25 protein-coding genes are annotated in these 25,312 nt (G+C 62.4%); 18 read left to right on the forward strand and 7 right to left on the reverse strand.

Annotated features, from left to right (window positions below):
• Positions 1–91: 91 nt before the first annotated feature.
• Positions 92–1,651, forward strand: coding sequence for a trypsin-like peptidase domain-containing protein (locus tag ACP7DW_RS01765; RefSeq protein ID WP_426053654.1), 1,560 nt, complete (start codon positions 92–94; stop codon positions 1,649–1,651).
• A 56-nt stretch (positions 1,652–1,707) separates the two neighbouring features.
• Here ACP7DW_RS01765 and ACP7DW_RS01770 read toward each other — a convergent pair whose 3' ends face one another.
• The 3 genes from ACP7DW_RS01770 to yjgA form a co-directional block, all read right to left on the reverse strand.
• A complete protein-coding gene (locus tag ACP7DW_RS01770) occupies positions 1,708–2,376 on the reverse strand; it encodes an alpha/beta hydrolase (RefSeq protein WP_426053653.1) in 669 nt (222 codons plus the stop codon).
• Entirely contained in the window at positions 2,373–3,002 is a 630-nt protein-coding gene (gene mog / locus ACP7DW_RS01775; RefSeq protein WP_282407823.1) for a molybdopterin adenylyltransferase, read from the reverse strand. The genes ACP7DW_RS01770 and mog overlap by 4 nt, the downstream gene beginning before the upstream one ends.
• Positions 3,003–3,092: 90 nt before the next feature.
• On the reverse strand, positions 3,093–3,692 hold the full coding sequence (gene yjgA, locus ACP7DW_RS01780) for a ribosome biogenesis factor YjgA (RefSeq protein WP_116745632.1): 600 nt from the start codon (positions 3,690–3,692) through the stop codon (positions 3,093–3,095).
• A gap of 92 nt (positions 3,693–3,784) precedes the next feature.
• Here yjgA and pmbA point away from each other — a divergent pair, with 92 nt between their 5' ends.
• Positions 3,785–5,137, forward strand: a complete 1,353-nt coding sequence (pmbA, locus tag ACP7DW_RS01785; protein WP_426053652.1) for a metalloprotease PmbA — start codon at positions 3,785–3,787, stop codon at positions 5,135–5,137.
• Between the two features lie 39 nt (positions 5,138–5,176).
• On the opposite strand, the gene ACP7DW_RS01790 is transcribed toward pmbA, so the two are convergent.
• From ACP7DW_RS01790 to ACP7DW_RS01800, 3 genes are all read right to left on the reverse strand, one after another.
• Complete coding sequence (locus ACP7DW_RS01790; protein WP_426053651.1) at positions 5,177–6,286, reverse strand: cytochrome-c peroxidase; 1,110 nt, start codon at positions 6,284–6,286, stop codon at positions 5,177–5,179.
• Positions 6,287–6,514: 228 nt separating this feature from the next.
• Positions 6,515–8,212, reverse strand: a complete 1,698-nt coding sequence (locus tag ACP7DW_RS01795) for a methyl-accepting chemotaxis protein (protein WP_426053650.1) — start codon at positions 8,210–8,212, stop codon at positions 6,515–6,517.
• 366 nt (positions 8,213–8,578) lie between these two features.
• Positions 8,579–9,703 carry a M14 family metallopeptidase gene (locus ACP7DW_RS01800; protein ID WP_426053649.1) on the reverse strand — a complete coding sequence of 375 codons (1,125 nt, stop codon included), beginning with the start codon at positions 9,701–9,703 and terminating at the stop codon, positions 8,579–8,581.
• A gap of 141 nt (positions 9,704–9,844) precedes the next feature.
• Here ACP7DW_RS01800 and ACP7DW_RS01805 point away from each other — a divergent pair, with 141 nt between their 5' ends.
• Positions 9,845–10,099 carry a hypothetical protein gene (locus ACP7DW_RS01805; RefSeq protein ID WP_426053648.1) on the forward strand — a complete coding sequence of 85 codons (255 nt, stop codon included), beginning with the start codon at positions 9,845–9,847 and terminating at the stop codon, positions 10,097–10,099.
• 97 nt (positions 10,100–10,196) lie between these two features.
• Here the strand turns inward: ACP7DW_RS01805 and paaX are convergent, their stop codons facing one another.
• A complete protein-coding gene (paaX, locus tag ACP7DW_RS01810; protein WP_426053647.1) occupies positions 10,197–11,126 on the reverse strand; it encodes a phenylacetic acid degradation operon negative regulatory protein PaaX in 930 nt (309 codons plus the stop codon).
• Between the two features lie 267 nt (positions 11,127–11,393).
• Here paaX and paaA point away from each other — a divergent pair, with 267 nt between their 5' ends.
• From paaA to ACP7DW_RS01885, 15 genes are all read left to right on the forward strand, one after another.
• Complete coding sequence (gene paaA, locus ACP7DW_RS01815; protein WP_071075427.1) at positions 11,394–12,383, forward strand: 1,2-phenylacetyl-CoA epoxidase subunit PaaA; 990 nt, start codon at positions 11,394–11,396, stop codon at positions 12,381–12,383.
• Positions 12,384–12,411: 28 nt separating this feature from the next.
• A complete protein-coding gene (paaB, locus tag ACP7DW_RS01820) occupies positions 12,412–12,696 on the forward strand; it encodes a 1,2-phenylacetyl-CoA epoxidase subunit PaaB (protein WP_034746356.1) in 285 nt (94 codons plus the stop codon).
• Between the two features lie 14 nt (positions 12,697–12,710).
• Positions 12,711–13,463: a 1,2-phenylacetyl-CoA epoxidase subunit PaaC gene (gene paaC / locus ACP7DW_RS01825; RefSeq protein ID WP_426053922.1), complete on the forward strand. Its 753-nt coding sequence runs from the start codon at positions 12,711–12,713 to the stop codon at positions 13,461–13,463.
• Positions 13,463–13,990: a 1,2-phenylacetyl-CoA epoxidase subunit PaaD gene (gene paaD / locus ACP7DW_RS01830; RefSeq protein ID WP_426053646.1), complete on the forward strand. Its 528-nt coding sequence runs from the start codon at positions 13,463–13,465 to the stop codon at positions 13,988–13,990. Before paaC ends, paaD begins: the two co-directional genes overlap by 1 nt.
• A 40-nt stretch (positions 13,991–14,030) precedes the next feature.
• Entirely contained in the window at positions 14,031–15,110 is a 1,080-nt protein-coding gene (paaE, locus tag ACP7DW_RS01835) for a 1,2-phenylacetyl-CoA epoxidase subunit PaaE (protein ID WP_426053645.1), read from the forward strand.
• A 51-nt stretch (positions 15,111–15,161) separates the two neighbouring features.
• Positions 15,162–15,953 (forward strand): 2-(1,2-epoxy-1,2-dihydrophenyl)acetyl-CoA isomerase PaaG, encoded by a 792-nt coding sequence (gene paaG, locus ACP7DW_RS01840; RefSeq protein WP_426053644.1) that lies wholly within the window; start codon positions 15,162–15,164, stop codon positions 15,951–15,953.
• A gap of 1 nt (position 15,954) precedes the next feature.
• Positions 15,955–17,520 carry a 3-hydroxyacyl-CoA dehydrogenase PaaH gene (gene paaH, locus ACP7DW_RS01845; protein ID WP_426053643.1) on the forward strand — a complete coding sequence of 522 codons (1,566 nt, stop codon included), beginning with the start codon at positions 15,955–15,957 and terminating at the stop codon, positions 17,518–17,520.
• Positions 17,513–17,959 carry a hydroxyphenylacetyl-CoA thioesterase PaaI gene (paaI, locus tag ACP7DW_RS01850; RefSeq protein ID WP_298407397.1) on the forward strand — a complete coding sequence of 149 codons (447 nt, stop codon included), beginning with the start codon at positions 17,513–17,515 and terminating at the stop codon, positions 17,957–17,959. Before paaH ends, paaI begins: the two co-directional genes overlap by 8 nt.
• A 67-nt stretch (positions 17,960–18,026) precedes the next feature.
• Positions 18,027–19,355, forward strand: coding sequence for a phenylacetate--CoA ligase PaaK (paaK, locus tag ACP7DW_RS01855; RefSeq protein WP_426053921.1), 1,329 nt, complete (start codon positions 18,027–18,029; stop codon positions 19,353–19,355).
• A 22-nt stretch (positions 19,356–19,377) separates the two neighbouring features.
• Positions 19,378–20,583 (forward strand): 3-oxoadipyl-CoA thiolase, encoded by a 1,206-nt coding sequence (gene pcaF, locus ACP7DW_RS01860; protein ID WP_426053642.1) that lies wholly within the window; start codon positions 19,378–19,380, stop codon positions 20,581–20,583.
• A 94-nt stretch (positions 20,584–20,677) separates the two neighbouring features.
• Positions 20,678–21,829, forward strand: coding sequence for an ABC transporter substrate-binding protein (locus ACP7DW_RS01865; protein WP_426053641.1), 1,152 nt, complete (start codon positions 20,678–20,680; stop codon positions 21,827–21,829).
• Between the two features lie 72 nt (positions 21,830–21,901).
• Positions 21,902–22,780 (forward strand): branched-chain amino acid ABC transporter permease, encoded by an 879-nt coding sequence (locus tag ACP7DW_RS01870; RefSeq protein WP_010401459.1) that lies wholly within the window; start codon positions 21,902–21,904, stop codon positions 22,778–22,780.
• Positions 22,777–23,760, forward strand: coding sequence for a branched-chain amino acid ABC transporter permease (locus tag ACP7DW_RS01875; protein ID WP_426053640.1), 984 nt, complete (start codon positions 22,777–22,779; stop codon positions 23,758–23,760). Before ACP7DW_RS01870 ends, ACP7DW_RS01875 begins: the two co-directional genes overlap by 4 nt.
• A 1-nt stretch (position 23,761) precedes the next feature.
• Complete coding sequence (locus ACP7DW_RS01880) at positions 23,762–24,517, forward strand: ABC transporter ATP-binding protein (protein ID WP_426053639.1); 756 nt, start codon at positions 23,762–23,764, stop codon at positions 24,515–24,517.
• On the forward strand, positions 24,517–25,248 hold the full coding sequence (locus ACP7DW_RS01885; RefSeq protein WP_426053920.1) for an ABC transporter ATP-binding protein: 732 nt from the start codon (positions 24,517–24,519) through the stop codon (positions 25,246–25,248). The genes ACP7DW_RS01880 and ACP7DW_RS01885 overlap by 1 nt, the downstream gene beginning before the upstream one ends.
• The last annotated feature ends 64 nt before the right edge of the window (positions 25,249–25,312 follow it).

The following is a 25,312-nucleotide window of genomic DNA, read 5'->3' on the forward strand; positions in this document are numbered from 1 at the left end:
GAGGAGTTCTTCGGCAAAGATGGACAAAGTGTAATGAGGCTGAAATTATTCAATATATAATTTTGCTTCCCTTCCATTGCCAACAAGCTCAATGAAAACTCGTCCGTGCTTCACCCTGATGGGCCGCGCCTTCCTGGCACTGGCCCTTTCTTTTTCCCCCTTGATGATGGTGCGCGCGCTTGCCGCCGAGACCGCCGCTAGCGCTAGCCCCAGCGCTTCCGCCCTGGAAAATTCCGTCGTCAAGGTGTTTTCCACCCTGCGCGGACCGGACCCCTATAAGCCGTGGAGCAAGGCCGCGCCGCAAGAGGTGACGGGCTCCGGCGTCGTCATCGAAGGCCGCCGCATCCTCACCAATGCGCACGTGGTCGGCTATGCCAGCCAGGTGCAGATCCAGGCCAATGGCGCGGGCGACAAGATACCGGCGACCGTGCTGGCCATTTCGCGCGGCATGGACCTGGCCTTGCTGAAGATCGACGACGACAGCTTTTTTGCCAGCCACAAGGCGGTGCCGCGCGCCAATGTCTTGCCGGATGTGCGCGATGCCGTGCTGGCGTATGGCTATCCGACGGGCGGCACCTCGCTGTCGATCACCAAGGGCATCGTCTCGCGCATCGAATTCGTACGCTACAACTTCCCCGTCTCCGGCTTGCGCATCCAGATCGATGCGGCCATCAACCCGGGCAATAGCGGCGGCCCCGTGATTGCGGGCGAGAAGATGATCGGCCTGGCCTTTGCCGGCATGCTCAATGCGCAAAACATCGGCTACATCATCCCCAACGAGGAAATCGAGCTATTCCTGCGCGACCAGGAAAGTGGCGCGCCTCAGGGCAAGCCGGCCATGCGCGATGTGACGCAAACGCTGGAAAATCCCGCGCTGCGCACCTACCTGAAGCTGGCCAGGGGTGTCGAGGGCGCCGTCGTGATGACGCCGGCCAGCAAGGATGCCGCCTATCCGCTCAAGGAGTGGGACGTCATCACGCATATCGGCGATTTTCCTATCGACAACCAGGGCATGGTCAAGCTGAATGCCAACAGCCGCGTGCGCTTCCAGTACCGGGTGCAGCAGTTGGCGAAAGACGGCGAATTGCCGTTGACGGTGGTGCGCCAGGGCGCGCCCCTGAAAATCAAGATACCCGTCTCGGCGGCGCACCCGATGCTCATCAGCGGCCTGCAGGGCAATTACCCATCCTATTTCATTTTCGGCCCGATGGTGTTTTCGCGCGCCAGCACGGAATTCATGGCCGCGCCAAATGGCAACCCGGCAATGTTGGGCGGCATGAGTTTTGCCGGCAACCCGCTGGCGACGCGGCGCGGCGATGCGCCCGATAACGAGCGCGAAGACCTGGTGGTGATCGCCGCGCCGTTCTTCCCGCACAAGCTGATGAATGGCTACAGTACCCGTTTCTTTTCGGTCGTCGATTCCGTCAATGGCGTGCGCGTGCGCAGCCTGGCGCACCTGGTGACCTTGCTGCGCGACCAGACGGATGAGCTGCTGACGTTCCGCTTCCAGCAGCGCGATGCGGAAATGGTGGTCGTGCCGCGCAAGGACATGCTGGCGGCGACGGAATCGGTGCTAACGGACAACGGCATCCGCTCGGAAGCATCGCCCGATATGTTGAAAATATGGAATGAAAAAACGCCGGCGAACTGATCGTTCCCGGCGTTCCGTACGACAGCAGGCGGGGCATACACCGCGCCTGTTGCATCTTAGGCGAGGACTTTTTTCAGCCAGGCGCCGATGGCATCGATTTCTTCCTGGCACAGCGAGTGCTGCATCATGTACTCGTGCCATTCCACCTTGTAACCCATGCCGGTGAGCAAGTCGCGTGACTGCTGGGCGCGAGCGATCGGCACCACGGGGTCGGCCGTGCCGTGCGCCATGAAGATCGGTGTGTCCAGGCTGGCCGGCGTGCGCTCAAGCGCCGTCTTGTCGGCCAGCGGCAGGTAGCCGGACAGGCACATCAGGCCGGCCAGCGGTTCCGCATGGCGCAAGCCCGTTTGCAGGGTCATGGCGCAGCCTTGCGAGAAGCCGGCCAGGATGATGCGGCTGGCGGGGATGCCGCGCGCCTTTTCGCGCGCGATCAGCGCTTCGATCTGTGCCTGCGAGGCGCGCAAGCCGTTCTCATCTTCGCGGCGCACCAGGTCATTTTCGCGGATGTCGTACCAGGCGCGCATCACATAGCCGTTGTTGATGGTGACGGGCATGGTGCCGGCGCTGGGGAAAATGAAGCGGATGGCGGGGCAGCCGCGCAAATCGAGTTCCTTCACCAGGGGTACGAAGTCATTGCCGTCGGCGCCCAGGCCGTGCATCCAGATGATGGAAACGGTGGGGTTCGGTGCGCTGTCGAGTTGTATGGTTTCCAGCAAGGTGCTCATGTATTTTCCTCAGGTAGGGGTTGCGCCGGACGCAGCGCCGATTTGGGACGGAAGGCCTTGCAGATGGCCGGGTCGGTTTCCATGTAGGGACCGCCGATGAGATCGATGCAATATGGCACGGCGGCAAAGATGCCGTTGACCAGTTGCACGCCCTCGGCATCTTTCAAGCCTTCCAGGGTTTCCTTGATGGCTTTCGGCTGGCCCGGCAAGTTCATGATCAGGCAAGCGCGCTCGGGCGTCTCGCGGATCACGGCCACTTGGCGCGACAAAATCGCCGTCGGCACGAATTGCAGGCTGATCTGGCGCATCTGTTCGCCGAAACCGGGCATTTCCTTGGTCCCGACGCTGAGCGTGGCGTCCGGCGTCACATCGCGCCGCGCCGGGCCCGTGCCGCCCGTCGTCAGGATCAGATGGCAGTGGCTCAGGTCGACCATGTCGATCAGGGTGTTTTCAATCTGCGAGCGCTCGTCCGGGATCAGGCGTTTTTCCAGGCGGAACGGCGTGCGGATGGCGGCGGACAGCCAGCTTTCCAGCGCGGGGATGCCCAGGTCTTCATACACGCCGCCGCTGGCGCGGTCCGAGATCGACACGAGGCCGATAATCAATTCGTCTTCTATCGTGGTCATGGGGCACCTGTCTATGTCGTAAAAAAACCGGGCTGATCCCGGTTTTTAGCTACTGTCGGGGTCAGACCCGCCGGGTCTGATCCCAGTTGTTTACTCGTCGTCTTCGCCTTCAACGTCATCTTCGTCGGCATCTTTCTTGCCGCCGTTTTTCTTCTTGGCGATCTCTTTCAAGATCTGGAAGATTTCACGGTAGGCTTTTGGCGGCTTGTTCTCGGCCTGCTCCTTGCGGGCATTGCGGATCAGGGTGCGCAGGTGCTGCACGTCCAGTTCCGGGTTTTCCGACAGCAAGACGGTCAGCGCCTTGTCGTCCGTCAAGAGTTTGTCGCGGCGGCGTTCCATCGCGTGCATATTGGCCGTGTCGGCTTTCGACAAGCCTTTCCAGCTATCGATGGTGCGTTGGATGGCGGCAACTTCTTCTTCATCCAGGGTGCGCATTTTCTTGCCCACGTACTGCAGCTGGCGGCGGCGGCCTTCGTGATCCCTGATTTGCTGGCATTCGAGAATGGCGTCGCGCACGTCTTCCGGCATCGGGACGCGCTTGACGCGGTCGCGTGCTTCATTGACGAGTTCTTCGCCCAGCTTTTGCAGGACGGTCATCTGGCGCTTGAGTTCCGACTTCGACGGACGTTCATATTCCTGTTCGAATTCGGTGGATTGGAAGCCGCAAGCTCCCCGGTTTGGATTTGGCATGATAAGGCGGGATTGGCCGCGTAGGCCGCACCTGTAAACTGTAAACGACTGCTATGATACCCTTTTTAGCGGCTTTCCGAAGAAAACAGCGCATGAACGACTCCGTATTTACCCATAGTCAAGAGCAATTGCAGCAACTGGCCCGTGATGTGTTGTCTTTTGCGCGGGAAGCGGGCGGCACCGACGCCGCCGTTGAAGTCAGCGAAGGCGGTGGCCTGTCCGTTTCTGTACGAAAAGGCAAGATCGAGACGATCGAGCAAAACAAGGACAAGGGCATGGGCGTGACCGTGTTTGTCGGCAAGAAACGCGGCAATGCCAGCACCTCCGATTTCTCGCCAGCGGCCCTGCGCGCCACGGTGGACGCCGCCTACAACATCGCCCGCTTCACGGCCGAGGACGATTGCGCGGGCCTGGCCGACGCGGACATGCTGGAAATGTCCCCCCGCGATTTGCAACTGTTCTATCCCTGGCTCATTTCCGCCGAGGAAGCCGTCGTGCTGGCCCAGCGGGCCGAAGCGGCCGCGTTTGCCGTCGACCCGCGCATCACGAATAGCGAAGGCGCCGGCGTGCACGTGCAGCAATCGCATTTTGTTTCCGCCAATTCGCGCGGCTTCATCGGCGGCTACCCATTCTCGCGCCACACCCTGTCCGTGGCGCCCATCGCCGGCAAGGGCGCCAAGATGCAGCGCGACGACTGGTATTCGTCCGTGCGCGACGCCGCCAAAATGTCGAGTCCGGAAGCCATCGGCCGCTACGCCGCCGAACGCGCCCTGTCGCGCCTGAACGCGCGCAAGCTGGGCACGCGCACCTGTCCGGTGCTGTTCGAGGCGCCGCTGGCGGCCGGTTTGCTGGGGACCTATGTGCAAGCGACCTCGGGTGGTGCCCTGTATCGCCAGTCCACTTTCCTGAACGATTCCCTGGGCACGCAAGTGCTGCCGTCGCACGTGCAGATCTTTGAAGACCCGCACGTGATCGGCGGCGTCGGTTCCGCGCCGTTCGACGAAGAAGGCGTGAAAACCGTCAGCCGCGACGTCGTCAAGGATGGCGTGGTGCAAGGCTATTTCCTGTCGACGTACACGGCCCGCAAGCTGGGCATGCAGACGACGGGCAATGCGGGCGGCTCGCACAATCTGTACCTGACGTCCAGCCAGACGGCCGCCACCGATGATTTCGTTGCCATGCTGAAAAAGCTGGGCACGGGCTTGCTGGTGACGGAACTGATGGGGCAAGGAACCAATTACGTGACGGGCGACTATTCGCGCGGCGCATCCGGTTTCTGGGTGGAAAATGGAGTGATCCAGTATCCGGTGGAAGAAATCACCATCGCCGGCAATATGAAGGACATGCTGCGCAACATCGTCGCCGTGGGCGCCGACGTGCTGCGCCGCGGCACCAAGGAGACCGGTTCCATCCTCATCGAGAGCATGGTGGTGGCGGGCGGCTGAGCGTTTGCCTGTCGGGCGCGACAACGCCGGGCAGCGGCTTTACTGCTGGACCTGATAGCCATCCGTCAGGGTGGCCAGGAACTTCACCATGTCCTCGATCTCGCCCACCGTCAGCGCGGGCGCCATGCCGCGCTTGCGGTCGAACGGCGCCTCGCTGATGTTCACGTTGGCGCGGTATCTGGCGGGTACGTCATTGAATTTCTGTACTTTTCCCCGCTTGTCGCGCGGATACCATTCTTGCGGATGCGTATCGCGCCGCACATAAAAACGCAGGGCATCCGTCAGGTTGTCGAACACGCCGTTATGAAAGAATACCTGGCGCGTGGCCACATTGCGCAGACTGGGCACCTTGAAGGCGCCGCATAAGTCTCTTTTCGTCGCCAGGTCCGTGCGGTCTGGGCCGCACAAGCCCAGGTCGAAATAGGCCGGATCGGCCGTGGCGGGAATGCGCCGATTGCGCGGCACGCCCAAATTGTCGAAACTGAAGTCCGTAAACAAAGGGGGCGCGCCGTGTTCGCCCCGCACGCTGGGGTGGCAAGCGGCGCAATTGCCCTTGCGTTCATCGTTGAACAAGGCCAGTCCCCGCAATTCCGCCAGTTCCAGGGGAACCTTGTTGGCCAGGTAGAGGTCATATTTGGAATCGTAGCGGTGGAAGTCCGGCTCTTCCTGCTGGAATTGCTGCAAGGCATAGGTGATGCGCTTGAATGCCTGTTGTGGTTGCGCAAAGATGGCGTCGCCAAAGACGCGCCGGAATGCTTCCGCGTAACTGCCATTGCGCAGCCGTTCTACCACTTCATCCGTGCTGGCATTGGCCATTTCGTGCGCTGCCAGGAACGGCCGTTCCGCCTGTTCCGCCAGGCTGGCGGCGCGGCCGTCGCGGTTGATGCCGCCGTTGGGCGCGCCTTCCTCATCAAAGCGGAAGGGCGGCGTGTGTTCCAGATAGCGCAGCGATGGCGTGGCGCGGTAGCCATGTGTCTTGCCATCGGCGCCGCCCAGTTGCACGGCCAGCTTGTTGCCGGGCGCGTAAGCGTGGGCTGGGTCGTGGCAGCTGGCGCACGACTGCTTGCCCGAGGCGGAAAGACTGGCATCGTGGAAGATGCGCCGCCCCAGCTGTGCGGCAGGGCTGAGTTCGACCGTCGTGCCTGGCATGGCGTGTAAGCCAAGAAACAAGAAGGTGCACACGTGTGCAAATCGCGCCTCAGCGCGTGGCTGGTCTTGGATGGTCATATGCAGGGTAGTGATCGGCAAGTGGAGGGACAGGCAATGCTGCGTCCAGTATAGGCAGCAATGGCCGATGTGGCAACGATTAGCGATGCTGCGCTGCGCCATGGCGGCGCGGCACTCCGGCTGCGGTTGCCGCACCGCAGGGCGGCACGGTCAGTACTGTTCCCATTCCGTTTCCGCCATTGTGGCGGGGGCGGCGTGCTTGCGGCTGGCGGGCGCGCTGGCGACGAGACCGGGCTTGTCCACTTTGGCGACAGTGGCGCGTGGCGCGGGACGCGAAGCTGGCACGACCGGCGGCAGCGCTTGCGTGCCGTCGAGCTTGAACACACTGACGGCTTCGGCCAGGATGCCGGCCTGATCCTGCAGCGCTTCGGACGCGGCTGCCGCTTCTTCCACGAGGGCGGCATTTTGTTGTGTCACGGCATCCATTTCCGTGATGGCCTGGTTGATCTGTTCAATCCCCGCTTCCTGCTCGTTGCTGGCGGACGTGATCTCGGCCATGATGTCCGTGACGCGCCGCACGCTGCTGACGATCTCTTGCATGGTGCTGCCGGCCTGGTTCACCAGGTTGCTGCCGAGATTGACCTGCTGCACGGAGTCGTCGATGAGGATCTTGATTTCCTTGGCGGCGGCGGCGGAGCGGTGCGCCAGGTTGCGCACCTCCGTGGCCACCACGGCAAAGCCGCGCCCCTGTTCGCCCGCCCTGGCCGCTTCCACGGCCGCATTCAGGGCCAGGATATTGGTCTGGAAGGCAATGCCATCGATGACGCCGATGATGTCGACGATTTTCTTCGACGAGGCATTGATCGAATCCATGGTCGTGATGACTTCCGCCACCACCTGGCCGCCTTTGCTGGCCACGCTGGAGGCCGATTGCGCCATCTGGTTGGCCTGGCGTGCGTTTTCGCCATTCTGCTTGACGGTCGACGTCAGTTCTTCCATCGACGATGCCGTTTCTTCCAGCGAGCTGGCTTGTTGTTCCGTGCGCGAGGACAAGTCCATATTGCCGGAGGCGATTTCACGCGAGCCATGGGCGATGGCATCCGTGCCATGGCGCACGCGGGCCACGATGCCTTGCAGATTGTCGTTCATTTCCTTCAGGGCGCGCAGCAGCAGGCCCGTTTCATCGCTGCCGCGCGCGTCGATGCTGCCCGACAGGTCGCCGGATGCCACGCGTTGCGCCACTTTGACAGCTTCGCCTATGGGGCGGCTGATGGAGCGGCTGATCAGAATGGCCAGGACGATGGCAATGATGGTCGCGGCGATGGACAGGGACAGGGTCAGGATGATGGCCAGACGCCCGTCGGCGAGGGCTTGCTTGCCTTCGTCTGCCATCAGCGATTCCTGGAAGCCGGCCAGGGCCGCCAGCGCAGTCAAGATTTTTTCTTGTGGATAGCGCAGCTGCGTCAGCAGGAAGATGCCGGCAGTTTCAGTTTTCCCCTCTTGCAACAGTTTGATATTCGCATCGCGCGTCCTGGCATAGCTTTCGCGGCTGGTCGTCACGGCCTGGAACAGTTCCTGGCCCTTGGGCGTGTTGATCATGGTTTTCAGGCGCGCCAGCAGTTCCGTATTCTTTTTTACCGATGCCTGAATCTTGGTCACGGCACTGCTGACCTCGTCTGGATCGTTGGCGCCGATGATGGCATTGCCCAGCAGGCGGGCCTGGATATTGATCTCGGACTGGATGGTGTTCGACAGCATGACCTTGACATAGCGGTCATTGAGAATTTTTTCCGTCGTTGCATTGATGTTGCGGATGCGGCTTACGGAAACAAATGCCACCATGGCAAGCAGGACAATGATCAGGCCGAAACTGAAGGCCAGGCGGGTACTGATGTTAAGCTTGGACATAGGGTATTCATCCTCGGCGTAAAGCGGAAAGCGTGCGCTTGGCATGGTCCTGCGGACAAGCGGCGCCTGTGCACGACGATGCTGATGCGGTCAGTTTGCGTTACAGAAAGCTAATTCGGCGGGGATAGGGCCGTGGATGCGTATTTCGGTGGCGGGAAGTCGTGGCGACCTGCCCGGCCGTATATTCTTGCGGGGCCGCGCAGCGTGGCACGGCCTGATTCTGTTGAATAGTGTAGGACGATAATTTCTGACAGGCAAGATGTTTGCGAAAAAAACCATTCGTCCAGCAACGCTTGCCGTGCGGTCAAAAAAAATGCCCCGGCGTGCGGGGCATGGGGCTTACGCGGGCCGGTTCGGCCCTGATGCTCAGGCGCGCAAGGTGGACAGGATAGGCTGCAGTACGGCCGCGCCCAGGGCAGCGCTGCGGGCGCCGCTCCAGCCCGTTTGTGGGTCGGGATCGTTGGCATTGTCCTTGAACGGCAGTTCCAGGGTCAGTGCCAGACAGCCGAAGGCGTGCGTGATGTGAGGCGAACCCATGGTCAGTACTTCCGGCGTGAACGGGCCGTCTTCATAGCCGTGCTCATCCTGGAAGTCGGGGCTGGCCACCTTGAAGTCGGCGATGAAGCGGTCTTGCTCGGCTTTTTGTGCTGGCGTGAAATTTTCCAGCGCATCGCTGCCGGCGACGAACACGTAAGGCAGACCTTCGTCGCCATGCACGTCGAGGAACAGGTCGCAGCCGATTTCATGCATTTTCTGTTTCACCAGGAATACTTCCGGGCTGCGTTCCATCGTCGGCGTCATCCATTCGCGGTTCAGGTTGGCGCCGGCCGCGTTGGTGCGCAGGTTGCCATGAACGGAACCGTCCGGGTTCATGTTCGGTACCACATAGAAAACGGCGTCTTGCAGGCACTGGCGGGCAAACGGGTTGGCCTGATCCAGCAAGGCGTCGAGCATGCCCTCGACAAACCATTCCGCCATCGTTTCACCGGGATGCTGGCGCGCGATGACCCAGACTTTCTTCTCGGCATCGGCGTCACCGACGACCAGCAGATTCATGTCGCGCCCTTCCACCGTGCTGCCCAGGTCGATCAGGCGCACCAGCGGCGACGCTTGCGCGCTGTCGATCAGGGCCAGGTGGCGATCCCATGGGTACGGCTCGAAGTAGGCGTAGTACACGCTTTCTTCCTCGGGGGTGTGTGCGATGGTCATCACCGTGCCGTCGAAGCTGGTTGGCACGCGGAACCAGGTTTCGCGGTCATAGCTGGCGACGGCCTGGTAGTCTTTCCAGCCGTCCGGGTAGGCCGACTTGCCTGCATTCATGAAGCGGATTGTGCACGCCTCGCCTTGCGCGCCTTGCAGGCGGAAATAAAACCACTGCGTGATGTCGGCGTGGGAATCCTTGCGGATGTTCAGCTCGATGGAGTGGGCATCGTCGGCGCGCAGCACCTCGATCGCGCCGGCGTCGAATTGCTGGCTGATTTTAATGGTCATGAGTGTTCCTGATAAAAACATATGGGTTTTGCATCGTGTGCAATGGCGCGATGATACCCGTTTTAGCCGCGCCTTTGTGCTGGCGCAAACGACGCGGGACGTGCTTTGCTAACGTGATAGCTCCAACATGGGGAGAGCATCATGGACGACAACGGCAAGCACATACGCGACCTGGAAAAGAAAATCAGCGCCCTCAGCGACGCCCTGGCGCACCTGGGCAAGGGCACCACCTTGCAGGAATTGCTGCGCATCATACGTTTCCCCGGCTATACGACGCCGGCAGAGTTCACCTTCAACGTCGCCATCCTCGACACCATGCTGGTGCAGGCCAATGCGCTGGAAAAGCTGGGGCAGGATTTGCTGGCTGGGGCGAAGCAGGTGGTGGCGAAGCAGTGAACGTCTGAGAAAATGTCCATGGCGGCGTTGCGTTGCCTTGGCGTACTAGTCGTACTGCCTGCGGCCACGCGCCTGGCCCTGAACATTTTTCAGACGTTCAATTAGTCAGGCCGCCAAAACGTTCGTAGAACCACGGCTCGACAGAAGCCGCCTGCTCATCCTCGCGCCGCAGGGTGGCCAGGATATGTTCCTCGGCCGCCGCATGGGTGATGCGGTACAGGTCGCGCGCCAGTGCATACGCCTGCGTGCCGGGCCACGGTTCGGGCAGCAGTTCGACGGGCAGTTGCGGGTCGTGCAACTGCACGCGGCGGTAGGCGTGCGTCAGCAGCGAGCGGATGACGAAGGCTTGCTCGGCATCGAACACGGGCGCTTCTTGCAGCAAGGTCAGCAGCGGCTGGAAGCTGGCGATGAATTTTTCGTAGCCAGCCATCACTTCCGACAAGTCCCAGCATTCGCCCACCATGTCGCGCAGCGGGCGTGTGCTGACATCCGGCAACTCTGTAGTGTGGCAGACATACAACTTGCCTTGTACCTCGTTGCGCACGAGGATGTCTTCCAGCGCCTCCGCATTGCTGGCCGGATGGCCAAAGATGCCGGGAGAGATCAATCCATAGCCAGCCCACAATAATTCCTTGCGCAGCGCTCCCCGCTCGGCGGCGCCGATGCTGCCGGCCGGCCCGATCACCAGGGTCCAGCTGCCATCCCAGTGCACGACCAGTGGCGCATAGATGCGGCGATATGCGCGCTCGAAGCGGGCCAGCGCCTCCGGGCGTATGGTATAGGCGCTGCGGCGGCCGTCGCGTTGCGAGCTGAGCCAGCCCTCCTGCGCCAGGCGGAACACGCTGGTGCGCAGCAGGCGGTCATTCACGCCAAACGGCGCCAGCAGTTCGATCAGGCTGCCCAGCCAGATGGCGCCGCCACGCGGCACGATGGCGTCACCGAAAATCGTCATCACCAGGGACTTTGAGCGCGGTGGGTCGCTTTCCAGGAAATCGGCTATCCATGCCGTGCAGCGGGTGTTCTTCATGTGGTTCCGGTCTGGCCGTGTTGCGGTCGATTCAATAAAAGCAGCAGTTTACTTGGCTGCGCGGGTAGCGCGTCAATAATTTGCCGGAAGCGCGGGTGGCGCTTCGTAGTGTTTTCTCATATGCAATATCATACGCACAAAAAAGCTGCACAAGATACGAATTTTTAAAATGACTCACATCAAGTGTATGCAAATCGTTTTTTGTATCGTATTATCTGTTCATCGCACCGCGTTGCTGCGCAAAATCAAAGACATGGGAGACAGATCATGTACGCACAAATGGTTGAAACCGGCCTCAAGAACGTCCGCTCCATCGACGACATGGGCCAGGAAGAGCGCGCTTTTCAGGCGCGCATCGACGAAGGCATCAAGATCGAGGCCAAGGACTGGATGCCGGATGCTTACCGCAAGACCTTGATCCGCCAGATTTCGCAGCATGCGCATTCGGAAATCGTCGGTCAATTGCCCGAAGGTAACTGGGTCACGCGCGCACCGACCTTGAAACGCAAGTCCATTCTGCTGGCGAAGATCCAGGACGAAGCCGGTCACGGCCTGTACCTGTACAGCGCCGCCGAAACCCTGGGCGTGTCGCGCGACGATCTGCTCGCTGCCTTGCACTCGGGCAAAGCCAAGTATTCCAGCATCTTTAACTATCCCACGCTGTCGTGGGCCGACATGGGCGCCATCGGCTGGCTGGTTGACGGCTCGGCCATCATCAACCAGATCCCGCTGTGCCGTTGCTCGTATGGCCCGTATGCGCGCGCCATGATCCGCGTCTGCAAGGAAGAATCATTCCATGCACGCCAGGGTTACGACATCATGATGTCGCTGTGCAAGGGCACGCCAGAACAGAAAGCCATGGCGCAGGATGCGCTGAACCGCTGGTGGTGGCCGTCCTTGATGATGTTCGGTCCGTCCGATGCCGCCTCCGTCAACAGCGCACAGTCGGCGCAATGGCGCATCAAGCTGTTCTCGAATGACGAATTGCGCCAGCGCATGGTTGACCAGACCGTGCCGCAAATCGAGTACCTGGGCCTGACCGTGCCCGATCCCGACCTGAAGTTCAATGCGGAAACGGGCCATTATGAATTCGGCGAGATCGACTGGTCCGAGTTCAACAATGTGTTGAAGGGCAATGGTCCGTGCAACCGCGAGCGCCTGCAAACGCGGGTGAAAGCGTATGAAGACGGCGAGTGGTTCCGCGATGCCTTGCTCGCGTATGCAGACAAGCAAGCCGCTAACAAAGCAGCAGCGTAATTACATAAGACAGATAGGGGAGAGCAACATGAGCAAAGAATGGCCATTGTGGGAAGTTTTCATCCGCAGCCAGCACGGCCTGGCGCACAAGCATGTGGGCAGCCTGCACGCCTCCGACGCCACCATGGCGGTCAACCATGCGCGCGACGTCTACACGCGCCGCAATGAAGGCGTGAGCATCTGGGTGGTACGCGCGGCCGATATCGTCGCCAGCAGCCCCGGCGACAAGGGCGCCCTGTTCGAGCCGTCGAACAGCAAGGTGTACCGCCATCCCACCTTCTTCCCGATGCCGGAAGAAGTCAAGAACCTGTGATGGGAGCGCCTGCAATGGAGAACAAGGTCAATTACCTTTTGCGCCTGGGTGACAACGCCCTGATCCTGAGCCAGCAGCTGTCACAGCTGTGCGGCAAGGGGCCCGCGCTGGAAGAAGACATGGCGCTGACCAACGTGGCGCTCGACCTCCTGGGCCAGACGCGTTTGTGGTTCAGCTATGCGGCCGAACTGGAAAATGCGGGCCGCGACGAGGACGACATCGCCTTCCTGCGCGACGCCCACGACTTCAAGAATTGCCTGCTGCTGGAGCAGCCGAACGGCAATTACGCCGACACCATGATGCGCCAGTTCTTCTTCGACACCTGGCACTACTTCCAGCTGCTGGAACTGGCGAAATGCAGCGATCCACGCATCGTCGAAGTGGCACAGAAATCGATCAAGGAAGTCACCTATCATCTGCGCCGCAGCGGTGACCTGATCGTGCGTCTCGGCGACGGCATGGCGGACAGCCATGCCAAGACGCAGGCGGCGGCCGACAAGCTGTGGATGTACACGGGCGAGATGTTCAAGTACGACGCCGTCGACCAGGCCATGGTTGCCGCCGGCATCGCGCCGCCATCGGACGTGTTGCGCCAGGCGTTCCTCGAACACGTGGCCGAGATCTTTGCCGAAGCCACCTTGAGCATGCCGGCGCCCGACGCCTGGATGCAAAAGGGCGGCAAGCAGGGCACGCACACGGAACACCTGGGATTCATCCTGGCCGAGATGCAGTTCCTGCAGCGCGCCTATCCCGGGGCGGAGTGGTAATGAACACGCCCACGGCAGCGCTGGACGCGGCCCAGGTCTGGGCCTGGCTGGGCGACGTGCCGGACCCGGAAATCCCCGTCATTTCGGTGGTGGACCTGGGCATCGTGCGCGCCGTCGATGTGGTCAGCAGCGAAGAGTGCATCGTGACGATCACGCCCACCTATTCGGGCTGCCCGGCCATGCAGGTGATCGCCGATGCCGTTACGGAGGCCTTGCGCAGCCATGGCGTGGCCAAGGTGACGCTGGTGAACCAGCTGGCGCCCGCCTGGACCACGGACTGGATGAGCGAGGCGGGCAAGGCCAAGCTGAAAGGCTATGGCATCGCCCCGCCGCAGCAGCAGGTGATCGACATCAGCGGCTTGAAGGGTGGAGTAAAACGCCAAGCGATGCCAAAGCTGGACGTGATCTGCCCGAATTGCGGTTCCACGCATACGCAGCTGACCAGCCAGTTTGGCTCCACGCCGTGCAAGGCCCTGTACAAATGCCTGGCTTGCCGCGAACCGTTTGATTACTTCAAGTGCCACTAAAAAAATCAGGCACACGTTCCGAAGAAACTGGAGATGAAGCATGAGTAAATTTTATCCGCTGTGCGTGGCGAACGTGCGCAATGAAACGCGCGACACCATCGCCGTCACGTTCGACGTGCCGGCCGAACTGCGGCAGCAGTTCCGCTTCCAGCAGGGCCAGCACCTGACCCTGCGCGCCAATATCAATGCGGAAGACGTGCGCCGCTCGTATTCCATCTGTTCGGCGGTGCAGGATGGCACCCTGCGCGTGGCCATCAAGCGCACGCCGGGCGGCGCTTTTTCCACCTGGGCGAACGACACCCTGAAAGCCGGCACCACCATCGAGGTGATGCCGCCCATGGGCCACTTCAACGTGCCGCTCGACAGCGTCAACCGCAAGCACTACCTGGCGTTCGCGGCCGGCAGCGGCATCACGCCCATCCTCTCCATCATCAAGACGACCCTGCTGGCGGAACCCCTGAGCCGTTTCACTGTGTTCTACGGCAACCGCGCCTCGTCGTCCGTCATCTTCAAGGAAGAATTGACGGACTTGAAGGACGTGTACCTGGAGCGTTTGAACCTGGTGTACGTGATGAGCCGCGAGCAGCAGGATATTGAACTGTTCAACGGCCGCATCACGCAGGAAAAATGCGAGCAATTCCTGCAGCACTGGATCCGCGTGGAAGACTACGACAACGCCTTCATCTGCGGCCCGGAAGACATGATGCTGGGCGTCTCCGCCGCCCTGCAGGCGGCCGGCATGCCGAAGCAGAACATCAAGATCGAACTGTTCGCCGCCAGCATCCCGAAAAACCTTCATAAGCCGCGCGCGCAGTTCGACGCGGGCGCCGTGCAGGAAACGGAAGTGACCGTCATCATGGATGGCAACCACACCACCTTCACGATGGACAAGGACAAGGAATCGATCCTCGACGCGGGCCTGCGCGCTGGGCTGGACATGCGCTACTCGTGCAAGGGTGGCGTGTGCTCGACCTGCCGCTGCAAGATCCTCGACGGCAAGGTCGAAATGGACGTCAACTACGCGCTGGAAGACTACGAAGTGGCGCGCGGCTTCGTCCTCAGCTGCCAGAGTTTCCCGCTGACCGACAAGGTCGTGGTCGACTTCGACCAGGCAGAATAATGCCGGCGCAGGGCAGCTGCCCTGCCGTATCCATTAAAAAAACGAGACGCCATGAGCTACCAAAACATCCTCTTCACCATCGAGCAGGGCATCGCCACGCTGACCCTGAACCGTCCCGACAAGCTCAATAGTTTTACGCAAGCCATGCACGAGGAAGTGCGCGACGCGCTTGCGAAAGTGAACGCCGACAGCACCGTGCGCGTGTTCGTGCTGACGGGCGCGGGGCGCGGCTTTTGCGCGGGCCAGGATCTGTCCGACCGCGCCGTGGAACCGGGCTCGCAGGGCGTGGACCTGGGCGAGTCGGTGGAAAAGAACTATGCGCCGCTGGTGCTGGCCTTGAAAGCCTTGGCTATGCCCGTGATCTGCGCCGTCAATGGCGTGGCCGCCGGCGCGGGCGCCAATCTGGCGCTGGCCTGCGACATCGTCATCGCCGGCAAGTCGGCCAGTTTCGTCGAAGTGTTCTGCAAGCTGGGCTTGATCCCGGACACGGGCGGTACCTTCTTCCTGCCGCGCCTGATCGGTTCGGCGCGCGCCATGGGCCTGGCCATGCTCGGTGAAAAGCTGACGGCGGAAAAGGCCGAGGACTGGGGTTTGATCTGGAAATGCGTGGACGACGCCGAACTGGCGGAAGAAACGCGCAAGCTGGCCGTGCATTTTGCCAGCGCGCCGACCAAGGGCCTGGCGTTTACCAAGCAGGCGCTGGCTCTAAGTGGCGCCAATACCCTGCCGCAGCAGCTGGCGCTGGAAGCGCGCATGATGAGCGAACTCGGTCACAGCGACGATTACCGCGAAGGCGTGGCCGCCTTCATGGAAAAGCGCGCACCGCAATTCAAGGGACACTGATATGAGCGCATTGGCAAACAACAGTATCGTCGCCGTCATCGGCAGCGGCGCCATGGGCGCCGGCATCGCACAGGTGGCCGCGGCCGCCGGCTACACAGTCAAACTGTACGACACGCGCGCGGAAGCGGTCAGCAAGGCCTTGCTCGATATTGGCAAGATGTATGCGAAGCTGGCCGAAAAGGGCCGCATGACGGCGGACGAAGCGGCGGCCGCCACGGCGCGCCTGCAGGCGGCCGGCAGCCTGGCCGACGTGAGCGATTGCGCCCTGGTGGTGGAAGCCATCGTGGAAAATCTCGACGTCAAGCGCGGCCTGTTCGCCGAACTGGAAGCCGTGGTCAGCGACGACTGCATCCTGGCGACGAACACGTCGTCGATTTCCGTGACGGCCATCGCCGCCAAGCTGCGCCGTCCGGAACGCCTGGTCGGCATGCACTTCTTTAATCCTGTGCCTCTGATGGCGCTGGTCGAAGTGATCAGTGGCCTGGCCACCAGCGAGCAAGTCGCCGCCACCGTCTACGACACCGCGATCGCCTGGGGCAAGAACCCCGTGCATGCGAAATCGACGCCCGGCTTCATCGTCAACCGTGTCGCCCGTCCGTTTTATGCGGAAGGCTGGCGCCTGTTGAACGAACAGGCGGGTGATGCCGCCACCATCGATGCCGTGCTGCGCGAAGCGGGCGGTTTCCGCATGGGACCATTCGAGTTGATGGACCTGATCGGCCACGACGTGAATTTCTCCGTCACCCAATCCGTGTTCGGCGCCTATTTCAACGACCCGCGCTTCACGCCGTCCGTGCTGCAGCAGGAAATGGTCAACGCGGGGTTCCTTGGCCGCAAATCGGGCCGTGGCTTTTACCTGTACGGCGAAGGCGCGCCTGCCCCTGTGGCGCAGGCGGAAGGCGCACAGCCGCAGCCGGAATTCGTTGCCCTGTCGGCCGCCATCGGCAGCGATGGCCGTGGCCACAGCGGCGTCATTCGCAGCCTGGTGCAGCGCCTGGAGCAGGCCGGCATCACCGTCAGCCGCCGCGTCACGCAGGAAGGCCAGGCGATGGACGAAGCCCCCGCCCTGCATTGCCATGGCGCCGCGATTTATCTCACGGACGGGCGTAGCGCCACCCAGCGCGCGCACGATAACCAGCATCCGGATACGGTGCTGTTCGACCTGGCGCTCGATTACGCCGGAGCCAAACGCATTGCCGTGGCGCGCGCCGACCAGTGCAGCGATGCCGCCTACGCGGCCGTCGTGGGCCTGTTCCAGGCGGCCGGTTTCATCGTCACGCGCCTGGACGACGTGCCTGGCCTGGCCGTCATGCGCACGGTCGCCATGCTGGCCAACGAGGCGGCCGACGCCGTCAACCAGGGTGTGTGCACGGTGGCTGCCGTCGATATCGCCATGCAGAAGGGCGTCAACTATCCGCGCGGACCGCTGGCCTGGGCCGATGCGGTGGGCGTCGCGCAGATCGTGACCGTGCTGCACCACCTGGCGCAAGGCTATGGCGAAGACCGTTACCGCGTCTCGCCGCTGCTGCGCCGCAAACTCGCCACTGGAGCACCGTTTCATGCATAAGGAAGACCATCTCCACGCCGCCCAGGCCCTGGCCGAAGCGGCCGCCGCTTCCATGCTGTCGCGCGATAACGCCACCGCTGCCATGGGCATCGCCCTGGCCGAGGTGGGACCCGGCCACGCGCGCATGACGATGACGGTGCGCCCGGACATGCTCAACGGCCACCAGACCTGCCACGGCGGCTTTATCTTTGCCCTGGCCGACAGCGCCTTCGCGTTTGCCTGCAACAGCTACAACATGAATACCGTGGGCGCCGGCTGCACCATCGATTATCTGGCGCCGGGACGCGAGGGCGACGTGCTGACGGCGCACGCCGTCGAACAGGCGCTGGCGGGCAAGAGCGGCGTCTACGACGTCAAGGTCAGCAACCAGGATGGGCGCGCCATCGCGCTCTTTCGCGGCAAGTCGATCCGCGTGGCGGGCGAAGTCATCAGCAATTGAAGTGACAAGAGCAGGCTTGAACTGCCGCAACGAATTACATAGTGATAGAACCGATTAGGAGACAATGATGGTCCAACGAATTCCCGCCCCGAATGACCTCGAGCCGATCGAGCGCGCCAGCAAGGATGAATTGCAGGCGCTGCAGCTCGAACGCATGAAATGGACGCTCAAGCACGCGTATGACAACGTGCCCCATTACCGCGCCGCTTTTGACGAAGCGGGCGTGCATCCGGACGACCTCAAATCCTTGTCCGACCTGGCGAAATTCCCGTTCACCGATAAAAAAGTCTTGCGCGACAATTATCCGTTCGGCCTGTTTGCCGTGCCGCGCGAGCAAGTGGTACGCATCCACGCGTCGAGCGGCACCACGGGCAAGGCCACGGTGGTTGGCTACACGCAGAACGACATCGATACCTGGGCCAACGTGGTGGCGCGCTCGATCCGCGCCGGCGGCGGCCGCGCGGGCGACATGGTGCATATCTCCTACGGCTACGGCCTGTTCACGGGCGGCCTGGGCGCGCATTACGGCGCCGAACGCCTGGGCTGCACCGTCATCCCGATGTCGGGCGGCCAGACGGAAAAGCAGGTGCAACTGATCCAGGATTTCAAGCCATCGATCATCATGGTCACGCCGTCGTACATGCTCAACATCATCGAGGAATTCACGCGCCAGGGTCTCGATCCGGCTGAATCGTCGCTGAAGGTGGGCATCTTCGGCGCCGAGCCGTGGACGGACGCCATGCGTACGGAAATCGAAGCGCGCGCCGGCATCGACGCCGTCGACATCTATGGCCTGTCCGAAGTCATGGGGCCTGGCGTGGCGTCGGAATGCATCGAAAGCAAGGACGGTCCCGTCATCTGGGAAGATCATTTCTACCCCGAGATCATCGATCCGGAAACGGGCGAAGTGCTGCCCGATGGTGAGGAGGGTGAACTGGTCTTCACCTCGCTGTCGAAGGAGGCGCTGCCTGTCATCCGCTACCGCACGCGCGACCTGACCCGTTTGCTGCCGCCCACCTCGCGTTCGATGCGCCGCATCGGCAAGATCACGGGCCGTTCGGACGACATGCTGATCATTCGCGGCGTGAACGTCTTCCCCACCCAGATCGAAGAGCTGATTTTGAAGATGCCGAAGCTGGCGCCGCAATACCAGCTGGTGGTCACGCGCGACGGCCACCTCGACAAGCTCGAAGTGATCGCCGAGCTGCGCCTCGACCTGACCGCCACCATCTCTGCCAGTGAAACGGACGGCCTGGCGCGCGAGCTGGAACACCGCATCAAGACGCATGTGGGCGTGAGCACGCGCGTGCGCCTGGTGGCCGCCGCCGGCATCGAACGCACCCTGACGGGCAAGGCCCGCCGCGTGGTCGACCAGCGCCCGAAGCTTTTCCCCTGATAGCCCGAACAAGGAAGCAAACATGAACGAAGCCTTTATCTGTGACGCCGTGCGCACGCCCTTTGGCCGCTATGGCGGTGCACTCTCCAGCGTACGCGCCGACGACCTGGGCGCGCTGCCGATCGCCGCGCTGATCGCCCGCAACCCGTCCGTCGACTGGTCCGCCATCGACGACGTGTTCTACGGCTGCGCCAACCAGGCGGGCGAAGACAACCGCAACGTGGGCCGCATGGCTGCGCTGCTGGCCGGTTTGCCGGCAGCAGTACCGGCCAATACCATCAACCGCCTGTGCGGTTCCAGCCTGGACGCCGTGGGTCTCGCTGCCCGCTCCATCAAGGCGGGCGAGGCGGAGCTGATCATCGCCGGTGGCGTGGAAAGCATGACGCGCGCGCCTTTCGTGATGGGCAAGGCTGACAGCGCGTTCTCGCGCGCGGCGAAAATCGAAGACACGACCCTGGGCTGGCGCTTCGTCAACGGCAAGATGAAAACGCAGTACGGCATCGACACCATGCCGGAAACGGCGGAAAACGTGGCCGTGGAATTTGGCATCAGCCGCGCCGATCAAGATGCGCTAGCCCTGCGCAGCCAGCAGCGCTGGGCTGCCGCTCACGCGGCTGGCGTCTTCGATCGCGAAATCGTGCCCGTCGCCGTGCCACAGAAAAAAGGTGAGCCGAAGATGGTCACCAGCGACGAACATCCGCGTCCCGATACCTCACTGGAGATGCTGGCAAAGCTCAAGGGCGTGGTCAAAGCGGATGGCACGGTCACGGCGGGCAATGCCTCGGGCTTGAACGACGGCGCCTGCGCCATCCTGCTGGCGTCCGCCGCCGCCGTGGATAAATACAAATTGACGCCGCGCGCAAAAGTGCTGGGCATGGCCACGGCAGGCCTGGCGCCGCGCATCATGGGTTTTGGCCCATCGCCCGCCTCGCGCAAGGTGCTGGCGCAGACAGGACTCACCATCGGGCAGATGGATGTCATCGAGCTCAATGAAGCGTTTGCGGCGCAGGCGCTGGCCGTCACGCGCGACCTGGGCCTGGCGGACGACGCGGCCCACGTGAACCCGAATGGCGGCGCGATTGCCATCGGCCATCCGCTGGGCGCATCGGGCGCGCGCCTGGTGATGGCGGCCCTGAACCAGCTGGAACGCACGGGCGGGCGCTATGCGCTGTGCACCATGTGCATCGGCGTGGGGCAGGGTATTGCCGTCGTCATCGAACGCGTATAAACGAGTAAAAACAAAGTAAAAACAAAAAAGGCGCAGGCTGGTAAAAAAGCGCCAACTATACATTGACCGTAGTGCCAACCTGGTGGAGACCACAATGATTGCCAATATTTTCAAGAAAACCCTGATCGCCGGCGTACTGGCCATGTCCGCTGCGGGCGCGTATGCGGCCGAGAACATCAAGATCGGTTCAGTGCTGTCCGTCACGGGACCTGCCGCCTTTCTGGGCGACCCTGAGCTGAAAACCCTGCAGCTGTATATCGAGAAAATCAATGCGGCCGGCGGCGTGCTGGGGCGCAAGCTGGAACTGGTGCATTACGATGATGGCAGCGATGCGGCCAAGGCCAACGGTTTCACCAAGCGCCTGATCGAGTCGGACAAGGTCGACGTGCTGATCGGCGGCACCACCACCGGCGCGACGATGGCGATGGCGCCGCTGGTGGAGCGTGCCAGCATGCCGTTCATTTCGCTGGCAGGCGCCGTGGTCATCATCGACCCCGTGAAGAAATGGGTGTTCAAGACGCCGCATACGGACCGCATGGCGGCCGAGAAGGTATTCGAGGACATGAAGAAGCGTGGCATCAGCAAGGTCGGCCTGCTGTCCGAAACGAGCGGCTTCGGCGCCTCGGGCCGCAAGGAGTCGCAGATCGTCGCCTCCAAGTATGGCATCACCCTGGTGGCCGATGAAACCTACGGCCCGAAAGACACGGACATCACGGCGCAGCTCACGCGCATCAAGAATACAAACGGCGTGCAGGCCGTCTTCGTCTTCGGCCTGGGCCAGGGTCCGGCCGTGGTGACCAAGAACTACGGCCAGCTGGGCATGGCCGCGCTGCCGCTGTACCAGTCGCACGGCGTGGCGTCGGACGAGTATCTGAAGCTGTCGGGCAAGGCCGCCGAAGGCGTGCGCCTGCCGACGCCAGCGCTCTTGATCGGCGCCATGCTGCCCGACAGCGACGCGCAGAAGGCCATCGTGGTCGGCTACGACAAGACGTATAAAGAGCGCTACAAGATCGATCCGTCGACCTTTGGCGGCTATGCGCTCGATGCCCTGAACCTGTCGGTGGACGCCATCAAGCGCGCCGGGGGAACGGACCGCGAAAAAGTGCGCACGGCGCTGGAAACGACCAAGGGTTTTGTCGGCACCACCGGTGTCTTCAACATGTCGGCGAAAGACCACATGGGCCTGGACCTGTCGGCGTTCCGCATGGTGGAAGTGAAGAACGGCGAATGGCAATTGTCGAAGTAATGTAAGCCAGAAGTACCTGCGCGGGCTGCCCTCGAAGGCGGCCCGCGCGCAGCCGAACATAATGGAGACACCATGGAAGTCGCTCAATTTCTACAATTTTTGTATTCCGGGATGACGGTCGGTTCCGCCTACGCACTGGCGGCGCTGGGCTTTACCATCATCTACAACACCAGCGGCGTGATCAACTTCGCCCAGGGCGAATTCATCATGCTGGGCGGGATGCTGGCCGCCGTGATGTCGGCCGCTGGCGTGCCGCTGCCGCTGGCCATCATCCTGGCCGTTATCGCCACGGGTCTGGTTGGCCTGCTGATGGAAAAAACCGTGATCGAACCGGCGCAAAATGCGCAGGTCATTACCCTGCTGATCATCACCATCGGCGCCTCGCTGGTGCTGCGCGGCCTGGTGCAAATCTGGCTGGGCAAGGATACGCATACACTGCCGGCGTTTTCAGGCGACGCGCCGATCGAGTTTTTGGGCGCCAGCCTGCTGCCGCAAAGCCTGTGGGTGCTGGGCGTGACGGTCGTCATCGTGCTGGTGCTGGGCTGGTTCTTCGGCCGCACCCTGATGGGCAAGGCCATGCTGGCCACCTCGCACAACAAGCTGGCGGCGCAACTGGTGGGCATCAACACGCGCAAGGTGCTGCTGTTTTCGTTCGGCCTGTCGGCCCTGCTGGGCGCGGCGGGCGGCATCCTCGTCGCACCGATCACGTATACCTCGTATGACGCGGGCATCATGCTGGGCCTGAAAGGCTTCGTCGCCGCCGTACTCGGTGGCCTGGGCGGCGGCGCCGGTGCGATTGCCGGTGGCCTGATCCTGGGCATCGCCGAAGCCATGACGGCCGGCTACATCTCCTCGGCCTACAAGGACGCCGTGCCGTTCGTGCTGATCTTGTTGATCCTGTTCTTCCTGCCGCAAGGCTTGTTTGGCGCTAAAAATTCGGAGCGTGTATGACCAACTTTTTCACACGCTCGCGCCACGGCGGCTTGCTGGTGCTGGCCCTCGTGTTGGCCATCCTGCCGCTGTTCCTCACCAATGCGTTCTACTATGACGTGGCGATTCGCATTGCCCTCAACGCCATCGTCGTCATCGGCCTGAACCTGTTGATGGGCTACACGGGTCAGATCAGCCTGGGTCACGCGGGTTTCTATGGCCTGGGTGCGTATGCATCGGCCGTGCTGACCACGCACTACGGCTGGCCGCCGCTCGCTGCCCTGGCCGCCGGCGCCGTCGCCACCGGTTTGCTGGCGTTGCTTCTGGCCCGTCCCGTGTTGAAACTCAAGGGCCATACCCTGGCCATGGCCACCCTGGGACTGGGCATCATCATCTCCATCGTCATCAACAACGAAACGCAATGGACGGGCGGCCCCGATGGCATCGGCGTGTCCGCTTTCAGTGTCGCCGGCCTGGAAATCGCCGGTGAAAAATCGTGGTACCTGGTGTGCGCCGTGCTGCTGTTGCTCGTCACCTGGCTGGCGCTGAACCTGATCGATTCGCCCGTCGGCCGCGCGCTGCAGGCGATCCACGGTTCGGAAGTGGCGGCCCGCGTGGTCGGCGTCGATACGACCCGCTTCAAGGTGCGCGTGTTCGTGCTGTCGGCCGTCATTGCCAGTATCGCTGGCAGCATCAGCGCCCATTACATCGGTTTCATCACCCCCAACCTGGCCGGCTTCTTCCACTCGATCGAGCTGGTGACGATGGTGGTGGTGGGCGGCATGGCATCGATCTTCGGCTCCATCATCGGTGCGGCCCTGCTGACGATCCTGCCGCAGTTGCTGTCCAGTTTCGAAGGCTGGGAAACGGTGGTGTTCGGCGTGATCCTGATGGCGACCATGATCTTCATGCCGAAAGGCCTGGTACCGAGCCTGGCCAGCCGTTCGCGCAAGCGGGCAGGGGTGCCCAAGGCGCCCGTCAAATCCGCGCAGGAGGTGTGAGATGCTGACGATTAATAACCTGAGCAAGAGCTTCGGCGGCGTGCACGCGGTGCAGGACGTGAGCTTCACCGTCAAGGAAGGCAATATCCATTCCGTGATCGGGCCGAACGGCGCCGGCAAGACGACGCTGTTCAACCTGATCACGGGTGTGTACACGCCGAGCAGGGGCGAGATCCTGCTCAATGGCGAGAACGTGGCCGCCATGCCGCCCGATGCGCTGGCGCGGCGCGGCATGAGCCGCACCTTCCAGAATCTGCAAGTGTGCATGAACATGACGGCCATCGACAACGTGATGGTGGGCGCGCACCTGCGCCTGAACCAGAACCTGTTCGCCTCCATGCTGCGTTTGCCGTCCGTGCGCCGTGCCGACGCGGCCTGCCGCGACGAGGCGGCGGGCCTGATGGAATTCGTTGGCGTGGGCCGGCATATCGATGACGAGGCGGGGCAGATGTCGTATGGCGCCTTGAAACGCCTGGAAATCGCGCGCGCGCTGGCGGCCAAGCCGAAGGTGCTGCTGCTCGATGAGCCGGCGGCTGGCCTGAACCATACCGAGACGGGCGAGATCGAAGCCCTGATACGCAAGGTGGCGCAATCTGGCGTGACGGTGGTGCTGGTCGAGCATGACATGAAACTGGTGATGAATCTGTCGGACCATATCCTGGTGCTCGACTATGGCAAGAAGCTGGCCGAGGGAACCGCCGCCGAAGTGCGCGCGAACCCCGACGTGGTGGCCGCGTATCTGGGAGTGGCGGCATGATGAAGATGGAAAAACCTCAACCTCCGCTGGTGCTCGATATCGCCGGCCTGACCAGCCATTACGGCCGCATCCAGGCCCTGCACGGCATCGACCTGCAGGTACGCCAGGGCCAGCTGGTGGCGCTAGTGGGCGCGAATGGGGCCGGCAAGACGACCCTGCTGCGGGCGATTTCGGGCGTGCAGCCGATCAGCGCGGGCAGCATCGTTTTCGCCGGCCAGGACGTCAGCCGCATGAGCGCCGACAAGCGCGTGCGCAGCGGCATTTGCCAGGTGCCGGAAGGGCGCCAAGTGTTCGGCCCCATGACGGTGGAAGACAATCTGCGCCTTGGCGCCTTTACGCGTCCCGCGCAGGATGTGGCCGGCGACATGGAGCGCATGTATGGCCTGTTCCCGATCCTGAAGGAAAAGCGCTTGCTGCTGGCCGGTACGCTCTCCGGCGGGCAGCAGCAGATGCTGGCCATGGCGCGCGCGCTGATGGGCCGTCCGCAACTGCTGCTGCTCGATGAACCGAGCATGGGCCTGGCGCCGCTCCTGATCGCGGAAATTTTCCGCATCGTCGCCGAACTGCGCGACCAGGGCATCACCATCTTCCTCGTCGAGCAGAACGCGCACGCGGCCCTGTCGATCGCCGACGTGGGTTATGTGATCGAGACGGGCGCCATTACGCTGTCCGGCCCCGGTCCCGAATTGCTGCACAACGAGCAGGTACAAAGCGCGTATCTGGGGATGTGAGGACAGCAGCGGAGGGCCGGGGTCAGACCCGCCGGGTCTGACCCCAGTTTTCCGCTGCGTCTAG

The organism is Janthinobacterium sp. PSRC1-1 (assembly GCF_049897525.1).
Classification (GTDB): domain Bacteria; phylum Pseudomonadota; class Gammaproteobacteria; order Burkholderiales; family Burkholderiaceae_D; genus Janthinobacterium; species Janthinobacterium tructae.